The organism is Flexistipes sp., from assembly GCF_036172515.1.
Lineage (GTDB): Bacteria > Chrysiogenota > Deferribacteres > Deferribacterales > Flexistipitaceae > Flexistipes.
Genome location: NZ_JAXKVW010000003.1, coordinates 1 through 12,978, shown reverse-complemented (window position 1 = coordinate 12,978; position 12,978 = coordinate 1). Strand labels below are relative to the sequence as shown.

The following is a 12,978-nucleotide window of genomic DNA, read 5'->3' as shown; positions in this document are numbered from 1 at the left end:
AATAGAAAAACTTATACCTATTATTATACTTTATTTACATTCTATTTTAAAGTTGTCCATAGACCAATCATATTTATAATTGAATTTCCACGGATAGTTTTGACCTATTGTTTCAATAATCTTTATTAATTCATCTACCAAAATACAATACAAAACTTTATCTTTTGTATAATCCGAATTAAACAATATTGAATCAAAACCTTTATTATCGTGCTTAGTAACAATCTGAAATATATAACTGTGAACAATTATGTTACAAAGAGACCTCAGCTTTATGGATTTTTCTTTTGGTTTGTCTAATTCATAAAGTTCATCAATTTTATGAATATTAAGGAAAAAAGCCTGTTTATCTCTGGCAGAATATTCAACAACTGGTATGTCGTACTTAATAATATTTTCACTTAATTTATTTGAATCCATTAGTTTTCGTATGCTATAAAAAGAAATTATAATTTCCTGTTCAACTTTGGCATATGACGAAGCACGCCACTGTTTCTGTTGTTTTTTCTCTTTAAGAAAAGAGGCTGTTGAAATAAGCTTATCTTTCCAATAACTTGACTCGCAGATCATTTAATTTTCCTTTAATAGACAAATTTAAATTTCATAAACACACAATATATTTTAATTCACCCATTCAGCACAAATTACCTTTGCCTGTTCAAGCACTGTTTGGGTTGCTTTTTCCTGCTTGTCCGGCGGATATCCATATTGCCTTAAAATTCGCTTCACTATCACGCGTATATGAGCCCGTGCATTTTCTCTCTGATCCCAATCTATGGTTACATTGCGCTTTACAGCCTCCACAAGTTCGTGGGCAATTGTCTTTAACGTATCATCTCCCAACACTTTGACAGCACTATCATTGGTTTCCAGTGCATCATAAAATGCAACCTCATCATCTGTCATTCCAAGACTTTCACCCCTGTTTTGAGCTTCCCTCATTTCCTTTGCCAATTTAATAAGTTCTTCAATAACCTGTGCAGCTTCAATAGCCCGGTTGTGATATTTCCGAATACTTTTTTCCAGCATCTCAGAAAATGACCTGGCCTGTACAACATTTTTACGCGATTTAGTCTTTATCTCATCTTTCAATAATTTATTAAGCATTTCCACAGCCAGATTTCTGTGAGGCATTCGTTTAACTTCACTAAGAAAATCATCCGAAAGAATAGAAATATCCGGTTTATTGAGCCCCGCCTCTGCAAAAATATCAACAATTCCCTGGGAACTCACAGCTTTAGATACAAGCTGCCTGATTGCAGAATCCAACTGTTCCGGTGACTTGCCACTGCCGTTTGCCGTTGCTTTAGCCAGACCGGAACGAACTTCCTGAAAAAAACCTACTTTATCCCTTATTTCAAGAGCCTTCTCATGGGGCACAGCAAGTGCAAAAGCTTTGGAAAGGGCCGTCACTTCCTGCAAATAACGTTTTTTACCATCATCAAGCTGAAGTATATGTTCCATAGCTGCCGCAATGCCTTCAAGACGTTTTTCTGAAGATGACTTCAGCAACGCTTTATAATCAAAGCCGTGCATCATGGAGACGACCACATGATATTTCTCCAGCATTATATTAACCGCTTCATCCTGATCAATTGTGGCACTGCCTCTGCCTCCGGCTTCAGTGTAGTCATTTAATGCCTGTTTCAGTTGGTCGGCAATTCCTATGTAATCAACAATCAAACCACCCGGCTTATCTTTAAATACTCTGTTTACCCTGGCAATAGCCTGCATGAGATTGTGCCCCCGCATCGGTTTATCAACATACATGGTATGCAACGGGGGACAGTCAAAACCGGTAAGCCACATATCCCTGACAATAACAATTCTCAACGGATCTTCGGGATCTTTAAATCTTTTCGCAATATCCTCACGTTTATTTTTACTTCTTATGTGGGGCTGCCATTCCGCACAATCCGAAGCTGAACCTGACATTACAATCTTCACTGTACCATTATTGTCATCATCGCTATGCCAGTCAGGTTTCCGTTTTACAATTTCATTGTACATATCCACACAAATACGCCTGCTCATACAAACGATCATGGCTTTGCCGTCCATAACTTCCAGACGGCTTTCAAAGTGATTTAATAAATCATCCACGACCAAAGATAATCTTTTTTCAGCTCCCACCATTGCTTCCAAAGCTGCCCATTTTGTACGCAATCTCTGTTTTTTGGTTTCCTCTTCACCCTCTGTAATCTCTTCAAATTCCGGATCTATTTTGGGTTTTTCATTTTCCTGTAAATCTATCTTTGCCAATCTGCCCTCATAATATATCGGCACTGTTGCACCATCTTCAACAGCACGCAGAATATCATATTTATCAATATAATTGCCAAAAACTGCCGGTGTACTCTTATCATCACGTTCGATAGGTGTTCCTGTAAATCCTATAAAAGAAGCATTGGGCAAAGCATCGTGCATATGGCGGGCAAAACCGTCTATAAAGTCATACTGGCTTCTGTGAGCCTCATCTGCAATCACAACAATATTTTCCCGATCAGACAGTTTCGGATATTGTACACCTTTTTCATCAGGCATAAATTTCTGAATGGTAGTAAAAATGACACCACCGGCAGGAACATGGAGCAAACTTTTAAGATGTTCACGACTTCCCGCCTGAACAGGCGTCTGCCGGAGCAAATCCCGGCAGGATGAAAATGTATTGAAAAGCTGCTCATCAAGATCATTACGGTCAGTAATAACTAACAAAGTGGGATTTTTCATAGCAGGATGTCTGATAACTTTGCCTGCAAAAAACGCCATTAGTAAGCTTTTACCGCTGCCCTGTGTATGCCAGATCACACCTATACGGTGACCGCCGAAATGATCAGAACCAGGACCATAGCCATTGGCATCTTCACTCACTTTATGCGGATTATTTTCATCATACTCAGGAAATCGGGCATAGAGCATCCCGGGATCAGCATCTATACCGCACGCTGACAATGTGCACTCTATCGCTTTATTCACTGCATGGTACTGGTGATAAGCCGCCGACTTTTTTGCAATATTAACTCCGTCATCATCAAAAACGGTAAAATTCAATATCAAATCCAGAAATCTATTTTTCTCGAAAATCCCTTTTACTAATACATTTGACTCTAAAGAACCTTTGGGAGCCACATCATCACCTTCAATAGTTCGCCACGGCATAAATCTGTCCCAACCGCTGGTAATTGTACCGGCTTTTGCCTCCAAACCGTCGGAAATTATGACTAACTCGTTGAAATTAAAGAGATCGGGAATATCGGATTTATAAGTCTGTATCTGATTATACGCATGGTATATTGTGGCATTTTCATAAACAGGATTTTTAAGCTCAATAACCCCCAAAGGCAGCCCGTTTACAAAAACAACGATATCAGGTCGTCTGTCCTTTCGGTTATGCAGCACTGTAAACTGATTAACCACAAGCCAATCATTATTTTCAGGATTTTCCAAATCAAGAAGCCATATTTTATCATAAACTTCTCTACCGTCATCCATATATGATATATCCACACCATCGGTAAGCATCCGATGAAAACGTCTGTTACTTTCTATTAAGTTAGGTGATTCACTAATAGTAATTTTACGAATGGCTTCATTTGTTACATCTGATGGAATGTTCGGATTGATGCTTTCCAGTGCATTTTGAAGCCTTCCGGGCAAAACGACCTGTTCATAATCCTCACGTTCGGCATTTTTACCATCGGGACTAATGTCAGGACCGAAAGCAGTATCCCAGCCAAGAGCTTCAAACCATTTAAGAACACTTCTTTCAAGTGATGTTTCGTTTATATTCCCCATAATTAGATCCTATAATGGTAGATACAAATTTCTCACCCGATTATCCTTACTTTACTACAAAAAAACCAATGAGAATACTCTTACACAATCTCTTTTAAAAATATATTAAAACGTATTCCAGCATGTCTTTGATCAGTTTATTCAAGTTATTTAGCATTTAATGATTTTTTGTAAGTATTATAATCTCGCAAAGCCTGTTTTGCTTGATCTAAAGTTATGTTTTTTGATTGTAAATGTTCAAGTGCAAGTTTACTGTAAAATTTCTGGCCCCTTTTTTTCTGGAAAAATTTACTATTATTTTGAATATTATATTTCCATATCACAGCAGTCATATAATTAGTTGAGCCTTTTTCAGAAAGTAAACCTAATCTCTCAGCTAATTCTTTTGTTGTTAAAAAATCTTCATCTAAGTTAAAATTTGGAACAACGGTTTCAGTTTGCTTAACAGTTCCCACAAGTTTGAGTGCTGGAGCACCATTCTTTTCGACAAAATGGCCTTCTTGCACAAATTTTATTTTTTCCAAAAGTTCCTTGTCTATAATGATTTTTGCATCAGTACTACTTGGTATCTCACCCCTCAATACATCCATAAGCATTATGTTTTGTGGTCCAGCTTCGGCAATATTTTCAATGAGCTCCATCCATTTTTTCTGTTCAGCCAACCTGTTTTTTTCCAACATTATGCTTAAATCAGGATATTTTATTCTATCGTTTCTAGCGCTGTATCGGTAAAATATATCGCCTTCCCTTGCTTTTTGTCCTTTTGTTTCTTTTTTACAAACAACCGGTTTATTATTAGATTCATTAACTAAAATTGTGCCAAAATTTTTACCATTTATTTCAAAATCATCACTTTCCCAATCTATTACAGGGGCAAAATGTTCGTTCAAATAATTACTAATTTTTTCATTGTCAGTTTCAAAGAAGTTATTATTGGTCACACCTATAGGTGAACGAGGTTTATCTTTGACACCAAAAACAATAATTCCACCAGCATTATTTGCAAATGCGGCCATTATTTTTGAATATTCGTTCATAGAACTAAAGTTAAAATTGGCTTTGAATTCTAATTTTTGGCTTTCTTTGTGCTGCATGCGCCCATTTGTCTTTAAAGAAATTATCTCTTCAAATTGTTTTTGGTTCATAACCCCATCCCTATTTCTCCATTGATTAATTTAGGTAAAAGTTCCCCTCTTAAAAGGTACAGCGATTTATCTTCTACGTTATTTGCAATGATTTTATCTACAATATTATGAAACAAATCGTCTATTTGTCTCATAACCTCCTCAGGTGGTATAAAGCACATAGCTTGTTTTAAATGTTTCCTTTGAATATGTCCCATAGTTGTTACTTTAGTTGATGCAATATTTATAAATTCATTTAAGTGATAACTAGACCATAAAAAATAAAACCATTTAGGAAACTTTTTAGATGTAACTTTAAACAAGTGTTGATTAAGCGCACCTTTACCACCGCACCAAATCTTAACTAACAAGCTTCCAGACCAAGAAAAAAGAACATCACCATCCTCAACAATAAATTTTTTTTCTAAATTTGATGAAGCATAATCGCTGTTTGTTGTGTTACCCTTTCGTAACTGCGCAATTTTAATAATGGGGAGCTTATTTGGCTCATTAGCAGGCGGAAATTTTTGTAATGCTAAACCATTTAAAAAGTCAGCAATTTGATCTAAAGGTAACATTTTCCATCCTTTTGGAATCTGCCCCAACTCCGAACCTTCGAAACGGTCAGGGAAAAGTGCTGAAATTTCATCAGGCAATCCTGTGTCACGACCTTCCGCTTTGGCATGAACAGGATCAAAATCCACAAACCAGCTCTTGAAAATTGCTTTTGCCATCTCTTCCAAAGTTTCATTCATTTTCCGGTTCAGCTCAATCTTATCATCCAAAGAACCAAGAATATGAGCTATAGCTTTTTGTTTGCTTAAATCTGGCAATAGAATCTCCAAATTTTTAAAAGATTTCATCGTAATTGTATCAAAAACCGTGCCATAAGAAAGCGAACGAATTTGGTTTAAAGCGTTTTTCAGCGCATAATAAAGATAATGTTGGTCAACCATTGATTTTGCAACCAATCCGTAGCATGTTTGATTGAAGGACATTGGCTCAGCCAACATACACATAGCACCAACAGTGCCTCTGGCTGTAATTACAATTGTATCTTTTTCTAATAGTTTTGCTGCCGAATTTTTTAAACCCTCTTGAGTAATGGTATTTTCAGTATGCTTAATATACCTTGAATGAGAATTAGCTATATCTTTAGCTGTTGCCCATTTAATCTCACCACCCCAATAAGAAGAGATAGACTTCTTAGGCGTCCCGCCCAAAAAAATTTCACATAAATCAGCTACAGGCAAACTAGGATACTTTTCTTTAATTGCCCTGTTTGCCTGCATTTCTCCACTATATATCATATAGTTATGCCTTCATTTAAAATAGAAAGGTAGCGTTCATAAGCATACACTCTATTACGCTGTTTCCCTGTAATTTCTCTTATAATGCCGATTTGTTCTAAGCTTTCGATTGCTTTGGTAACTGCAGGAAAAGAAAGGCTGGTCTGGTTGCACATTTGGTTAATGTTAACTATAGGACGTTCACAAAAAACTCTAAATACCCTATATGCTGAAGATACTCTTCGCCCCAACTGTTGCACTTTCTGCTCATCTCTCTGAAAAAGAGAAACCAATCCATTTGCTGTTTCAACAGCATTAGTAGCTGTAAATTCTACCCCTTCTAAAAAAAAGTCTATCCAAGCTTCCCAATCACCTTCTTTGCGCACAATATCCAACAAGCGGTAATATTCAGCACGGTGTTGTTTGAAATAAAGGCTCAAATAGAGTAAAGGCTGAGAAAGCACTTGTTCGTAGTGAAGTATAAATGCTATCAATAACCGCCCAATACGTCCATTACCATCAAGAAAAGGATGTATAGTTTCAAATTGAACATGCGCTAAAGCAGCTTTAATAAGTGCCGGGTAATTATTGTCTTCATTGAGAAATCGTTCGAGATCAGACATGCATTTAGAGACTTTATGTGGTGGTGGAGGTACAAAAACTGCATTGCCCGGACGAGTGCCACCAATCCAGTTTTGTGTTTTACGAAATTCTCCCGGAGACTTATTACTCCCTCTACCGCGGGAAAGTAATACGGAATGCATTTCCTTTATTAATCGTGTACATAGAGGAAGTTCCTTTGCTAAATCAAGTCCATGTTTTAACGCTAACACATAATTGGAAACTTCCATCACATCATCAAAAGGTACCCCGGGAGCTTCTTCCAATTCAAAAAGTAATAATTGAGCAAGCGAAGATTGGGTTCCTTCGATTTGTGAAGATAGAACTGCTTCCCGACGTACATAAGTATATAAAAAAATGTCAGGATCTGGAAGAAGTAAACTAATACTGTCCAAACGACCAAGTGCTAAATTTGCCCGCTCTAACAATTTTTGTCTTGCATTATTTAATTCAACAGGAACTTCAGGAGGCAAAGGTTTCGGAACAAAACCATGTATTTTTTCACCTGCAGCAATTGTAATTTCATAATAGCCGGTTTTGCCACGTTTCATTTAATGCTCCATTTTATTTAGCTTTTGTTTAATAAAGCCAAATCTTATTAAACAAAATAGTTAAAACGTTTAATAAGGTATCTTATCTACTCATTAACACATTTTAGCATTTTTCGCTAAATGTTTTACCTTATTTATTATTTTCAATATTTCGGTCTTTCTCTTTAATTTTTTATTTAACTTTTGTTTAATAACGATATACATTATTAAACGATAAGGCCGAAACGTTTAATAAGAACCCCGTTATCTTTCAAACATAATTTTTATTCACGCACTAAAACAGTGCATATTACAAAGACATGCACTAAAATCTATAGATTTTGTGCACATTAATGATAATTCATTATATGGTTTGTTAGGATCAAAAGATTTATTTTTCCCCATAACCCAGCAGCTCCAAGTTTTCCCTTATTGTTTTTTCAAGTTTTTCAGACTCGGCGAACTGCTCATAAAGTTGAGTGCTTAGACGTTTCATCTTTTCGTCAAACGGCTCACCATCATCTTCAACCTCTGGTGCTCCCACATAACGTCCGGGAGTAAGCACATAATCATGTTTTCTGATTTCTTCCATTGATACACTTTTGCAAAAACCGGGAATATCTTCGTATTCGCCTGATCCCTCTTCTCCCCTCCAGGCATGATATGTTTCGGCAATTTTCAATATTTCTTCATCGGATAATTCCCTGTGAACACGATCAATGAGACTACCCATATTGCGGGTATCGATAAAAAGAGTGTAACCCCTGCGGTCTTTAAATTTGCCGTTCTTTTTATTTTTAGTAAGAAACCATAAACAGGCAGGAATTTGAGTAGTATAAAATAATTGTCCCGGCAGAGCTATCATACAATCTACCATGTCATCTTCTATAATGTTTTTGCGAATTTCGCCTTCACCACTGGTATTAGACGACATAGAACCATTTGCCAGAACAAAACCGGCAATCCCTTTCGGTGAGAGATGATATATAAAATGCTGAATCCATGCATAGTTTGCATTGTTAACCGGCGGAATACCATATTTCCAGCGGACATCTTCCCGCAGACGTTCACCGCCCCAGTCACTCATATTAAAAGGCGGATTGGCAAGGATATAATCAGCTCTCAAATCTTTATGCAGATCATTATGAAAGCTGTCTGCATGTTGATTACCAAGGTTTGCATCAATGCCACGGATAGCCAGATTCATTTTTGCCAGTTTCCAGGTAGTAAAGTTGGATTCCTGACCATATATGGAAATATCTCCCAGGCGTCCGCCGTATTCCTCAACGAATTTTTCACTCTGTACGAACATACCACCTGAACCACAACAGGGGTCAAAAACACGTCCTTTATACGGCTCGATCATATTAACAAGTATTTTAACAACACATTGCGGCGTATAAAATTCGCCGCCGCCTTTTCCCTCAGATGCGGCAAACTTACCAAGAAAATATTCATACACTCTTCCGAGAATATCTTTTGATTTTGCCTCATCGTCTCCGAGGCCGATTTTACTGATTATATCTATAAGTTCTCCCAAACGGTATTTATCAAGTGCAGGGCGGGAATAATCCTTTGGCAAAACATTTTTTAACGTTGGATTTTCCTTCTCAATGGCAAGCATAGCTTCATCTATAATTTTCCCGATTGTCGGTTGTTTGGCATTCTCCTGTAATTTTTCCCAACGGGCATCTTTGGGAACCCAGAAAATATTATCAGCTGCATACTCATCTCTGTCTTCCGGATCGGTGTATTCAGTCTCTTTGGTTGCTTCAAGCTGCTTGTACTTGGTCTGGAAGGCGTCGGAAATGTATTTGAGAAAAATCAGGCCAAGAACCACATGCTTGTACTCCGAAGCATCCATATGACCACGAAGCTTGTCAGCAGCAGCCCACATCTGACTCTCAAAACCGAGATTTGCCTCGTTTTTATTCTTTTCCGCCATGAATTTTCCCCATTATTTAAGATTAATAATCATAAAACATTACAATGATAAAGCATCGCAGTGGCAAAAATCAACCTTTTATGACACTTTTCTATCCGATAATACTCATCATAAAAAAATCAACTTAACCATTGGAGATTTTTGGGTATATAAAAGCCACTATTTTATAAAACATGCAAACTGAACACTTGAAATATAATAATCCTTTATATTTACTTTTTTGCTGTATCTTCTGTAATCCTTTACTTTCATAAAATAACCATCATAGTCTTTAAAAGGTATTGTCATACTTCCTATAGATGTATTTTTATTAAGGCTATAAACGATAAACAACTGGCCTTTTGAACACTTGTTTCCTCCATCAACTTCTGCAGATAAATGAAATATTTTGCTCCTGGAATCTTGGGTAACTTTTGCATCAAAATTTTTAACCCTCACTTCACCATTCCTTCCAACAAAAAACTCTTTTGAATAAGCACCTGCCGAAACGAAAACAAATAATAAAATAAATACAGCCAAAACTCTCATAGCAATTCTCCTTACTATTTAAAACATATAATTATACCAAATTTTTTACTTTTTGTAACGAAAATCACTCTTTTTTAATATCAAATAAATGGGGTGAAAATTCACCCACTTTGAAATAGGTATATTATCTGCCTCGCGCATACAATTTTCACATTCCTTCTTTTCTTTCTCACGATCTTAGCTATCATATTCTATCCACTTTGATTCGCTTAAATTCTGTCGAGATATTATGAAAGTCTTTCTGAATTTCCTCCATACTTCTCGCTATAACGTAAAGGTTTGGCTTACCAAGCTGGTAACGACCACGTAACTCCGCCATATCAACAACAATATCTTCTTCATACTTCTTTCCTGTAACACTCTCATACGTCACTTTGAAACACAGAACACAGATAGCCTTAGCCTCGAAGTTTTTGTTTGTCTGTGTGTACCCAGAAAACTGGAATTGACCTGGACCAAAATACTTAAGACCTGTCTTAAAGAAATTCGGCGAGAGAAATTCTTCCAAAAGGCTTTTAGCAACCTTACCACCATTAATCACTAAAGGTTCGAATTTAACGTTCTTCGCTGGTCCATCACCGATATTTCTTACACACAATCGGACTATGTTCATCGCAAAGTCAAGAGCGTCAACTCTAATTTCTATACGGGGTTCAGTTTGTACTTGCCGAAGTTTTCTGGTCTCAATAACCAATATAGCTGTAAGTACAGCGTAAGCAACCGTTGCCAAAGTGACAACTCCTGTAAAAACTACTGTTAGCGCACCGGAATTTTGATTGAGGAAGGTAATTAGATTTTCCATGCACTTTTCTCCTATTTCATCATTATGACACTGCACTCTATGGCAACTTTAGAAGCACAGAATGCACACTAAAAACTTGCTCACAAACGGCATTATTAGAGCTTGGGACGATCACTATGAATTCTCGTATGAAGGTCTTGTAGCTTTTTAAGTTCTTCACCAACTTTTAGAACTAATTCTCCAGTGTGTAGCGCGACCCTTTTTATCTCTTCGGATGAATGTTGACTGAAAGAACTCTGAGAAGTTCGGTTCATGAACTCATGCATGAATGCGTTGTGTGCGCAAAAGTTTCGCCATCTGATAACATCTTTTGATTTAAGATCGCTTACCAATGTTTCGTTCTTTGAAACATTCGAAAACATTCTAATTAGACTCCCTAGTGGAGCATCGTTTATACTGCTGTACGAAAACTTGAAGTCTACCTCCGATGGATTTGAGGAACATATTATCTCATAGGAAACACCAATACATAGCTTGAGAGCCTCCTCAAGCATTTGATACGAGAGTAGAGCCTTGCCAATCCACGTCACGTATAGATCATCCTTCATCTGAACCATGCTCCAAAGCTATAACGCAAGCCGGTTACGGTCTTATTAGGTTTGCTCTTCATTCAAAAACTCCAAGATCGTCAAAGTTTCATGGACGACATCAAGAGGCCGAGTCTTTTCCTCACCTTTTGATAATTCAATTGGTGAAAAGAGTTTATCCCACAGCCTCATGTCCTCATCGGACTCCGCGACTACTTGTAACTGCTGACCGATTGTTACAACCATTTGTTTTGGTGAAACCGCCTTGCCTTCAACCGGTTCGCTGCACCAAATTGGAGTTGCATCTGTGTCGTTAAAATAAATGAAATGGGAGTCATTGTCAGAATATGGTCCAGGGCAACTCGTCACATCCGCCAAGCGCATCAACTCAAGATCCGGGTCCGTATTGTATAATTCCGTACGATCGAAAAGCATTGGACATGCATAGTAAACAAAGGCACCAACATTAATGTTTAGGTTATAGAGCAATTCGTGCTGTGAAAATCCTGTATTAATATTTTTCTTCGTATCTAATGATGCCCTTAAGTACGGCCTACTTGTAATCACTGGCGGGGTATGTCGGGTTCGGCGTTGTATCTGTTTTACTACTTTGTACTGCAAAAACAAACCAATGAATGTGCTTGAAAGACTATATCGGTTCGTTGTTGCACTGGACTTGAGCATTTCAAACATTTCCTGGTCGGACAAATCGGATCGAATGAAAGCCTGATCAAAACCGACAAAGCATTCTCTCTGAGGGGAATACTTGTAAAAATTAAATGCGCCTGCCCCAAGGCCAAGTGTACTACTAAAAAGCTCCATCAACGGCTTATGAAAATGCATCTCAAGTACGGTCTCATTGATACTCATTACTCTCCCTTTTTCTTAAAACCTAACGCCAGTGGTAATGGGCACCAACGTTAGATGATTTCTGGGTATTTCTCATTTTCCCAGCCAAAGTTAATCAAATGATCTTGCATAAATGTACCATTAGCCGCCCAGTGATTGCGGTCGCTGTATAGGTAATTTATAACGTAATCTCCCCAAAAATATTCTGTAGTCTCTACTTTGTCAATCAATGCATTAACAGCAAGGTTGCCAGAATGCATAATTTACCTGATAATCATTAACAAGTTGAGATTAAGTAGGCACCTCCTTCACTTATGCACATAAAGTGCTATGCTATTGGTAAGGAACCAAACATAAAAGTTAAAGGAGGTACCATATGGCACTATACGGAGGTTTTGACTTGCATTCAAGCAATAATTATTTAGCAATTATTGATGTGTTCCACTAGCATCGGTCAATGACCGATAAATTTGTGTATACAATATATTTACAGCCTCCGGCTGGTGCTAGATGAAAATGACAAACGTATTCTCAAAAAGAAGCTGGACAACGATCCTGATTTAATTATTTCAACATTAAAGCCATACCAAAAAGAGCTTAAAGGTGTCGTTGTTGAATCTACTTTCAACTGGTACTGGCTTATAGATCTCCTGATGGACAATGATTTCAAAACACATCTGGCAAACCCTTCCGCTGTTAAAAAATACGAGGGACTCAAACACAGCGATGACAATGATGATGCATATTGGCTTGCTCATCTTTTAAAACTAAATATTCTACCTGAAGGTTACATTTATCCAAAGAAACAACGTCCAACAAGTATTATTTACCTGTCCCCTTTTTTCTTACGTTGGATTTTCCTTCTCAATGGCAAGCATAGCTTCATCTATAATTTTCCCGATTGTCGGTTGTTTGGCATTCTCCTGTAATTTTTCCCAACGGGCATCTTTGGGAACCCAGAAAATATT

General features: G+C 37.4%; 9 protein-coding genes and 1 pseudogene. 1 reads left to right on the top strand and 9 read right to left on the bottom strand.

Annotation, left to right across the window (positions count from 1 at the left end):
* Positions 1-30: 30 nt before the first annotated feature.
* The 9 genes from UMU13_RS03030 to UMU13_RS02990 form a co-directional block, all read right to left on the bottom strand.
* On the bottom strand, positions 31-570 hold the full coding sequence (locus UMU13_RS03030; RefSeq protein WP_328217095.1) for a hypothetical protein: 540 nt from the start codon (positions 568-570) through the stop codon (positions 31-33).
* A gap of 51 nt (positions 571-621) precedes the next feature.
* A complete protein-coding gene (locus tag UMU13_RS03025) occupies positions 622-3,795 on the bottom strand; it encodes a type I restriction endonuclease subunit R (RefSeq protein ID WP_328217094.1) in 3,174 nt (1,057 codons plus the stop codon).
* Positions 3,796-3,941: 146 nt separating this feature from the next.
* A complete protein-coding gene (locus UMU13_RS03020) occupies positions 3,942-4,940 on the bottom strand; it encodes an ATP-binding protein (RefSeq protein ID WP_328217093.1) in 999 nt (332 codons plus the stop codon).
* Positions 4,937-6,229 carry a restriction endonuclease subunit S gene (locus UMU13_RS03015; protein ID WP_328217092.1) on the bottom strand — a complete coding sequence of 431 codons (1,293 nt, stop codon included), beginning with the start codon at positions 6,227-6,229 and terminating at the stop codon, positions 4,937-4,939. Before UMU13_RS03015 ends, UMU13_RS03020 begins: the two co-directional genes overlap by 4 nt.
* On the bottom strand, positions 6,226-7,380 hold the full coding sequence (locus tag UMU13_RS03010; protein ID WP_328217091.1) for a Fic family protein: 1,155 nt from the start codon (positions 7,378-7,380) through the stop codon (positions 6,226-6,228). Before UMU13_RS03010 ends, UMU13_RS03015 begins: the two co-directional genes overlap by 4 nt.
* A gap of 370 nt (positions 7,381-7,750) precedes the next feature.
* On the bottom strand, positions 7,751-9,304 hold the full coding sequence (locus UMU13_RS03005) for a class I SAM-dependent DNA methyltransferase (RefSeq protein WP_328217090.1): 1,554 nt from the start codon (positions 9,302-9,304) through the stop codon (positions 7,751-7,753).
* Positions 9,305-9,463: 159 nt separating this feature from the next.
* On the bottom strand, positions 9,464-9,832 hold the full coding sequence (locus tag UMU13_RS03000) for a hypothetical protein (protein WP_328217089.1): 369 nt from the start codon (positions 9,830-9,832) through the stop codon (positions 9,464-9,466).
* A 184-nt stretch (positions 9,833-10,016) separates the two neighbouring features.
* Positions 10,017-10,634, bottom strand: a complete 618-nt coding sequence (locus tag UMU13_RS02995) for a hypothetical protein (protein WP_328217088.1) — start codon at positions 10,632-10,634, stop codon at positions 10,017-10,019.
* A 593-nt stretch (positions 10,635-11,227) separates the two neighbouring features.
* Positions 11,228-12,031 (bottom strand): hypothetical protein, encoded by an 804-nt coding sequence (locus UMU13_RS02990; RefSeq protein ID WP_328217087.1) that lies wholly within the window; start codon positions 12,029-12,031, stop codon positions 11,228-11,230.
* A 355-nt stretch (positions 12,032-12,386) separates the two neighbouring features.
* Here UMU13_RS02990 and UMU13_RS11790 point away from each other — a divergent pair.
* Positions 12,387-12,825: pseudogene (locus UMU13_RS11790) on the top strand (IS110 family transposase); the annotation flags it as partial.
* Between the last annotated feature and the right edge of the window lie 153 nt (positions 12,826-12,978).

What these genes read in the sequence shown, in the direction of transcription:
- UMU13_RS03000 (WP_328217089.1), bottom strand. Translation starts at nt 9,832, where the DNA reads ATGAGAGTTTTGGCTGTATTTATTTTATTATTTGTTTTCGTTTCGGCA.
- UMU13_RS03015 (WP_328217092.1), bottom strand. Translation starts at nt 6,229, where the DNA reads ATGATATATAGTGGAGAAATGCAGGCAAACAGGGCAATTAAAGAAAAG.
- UMU13_RS03005 (WP_328217090.1), bottom strand. Translation starts at nt 9,304, where the DNA reads ATGGCGGAAAAGAATAAAAACGAGGCAAATCTCGGTTTTGAGAGTCAG.
- UMU13_RS03010 (WP_328217091.1), bottom strand. Translation starts at nt 7,380, where the DNA reads ATGAAACGTGGCAAAACCGGCTATTATGAAATTACAATTGCTGCAGGT.
- UMU13_RS02995 (WP_328217088.1), bottom strand. Translation starts at nt 10,634, where the DNA reads ATGGAAAATCTAATTACCTTCCTCAATCAAAATTCCGGTGCGCTAACA.
- UMU13_RS03025 (WP_328217094.1), bottom strand. Translation starts at nt 3,795, where the DNA reads ATGGGGAATATAAACGAAACATCACTTGAAAGAAGTGTTCTTAAATGG.
- UMU13_RS03020 (WP_328217093.1), bottom strand. Translation starts at nt 4,940, where the DNA reads ATGAACCAAAAACAATTTGAAGAGATAATTTCTTTAAAGACAAATGGG.
- UMU13_RS02990 (WP_328217087.1), bottom strand. Translation starts at nt 12,031, where the DNA reads ATGAGTATCAATGAGACCGTACTTGAGATGCATTTTCATAAGCCGTTG.
- UMU13_RS03030 (WP_328217095.1), bottom strand. Translation starts at nt 570, where the DNA reads ATGATCTGCGAGTCAAGTTATTGGAAAGATAAGCTTATTTCAACAGCC.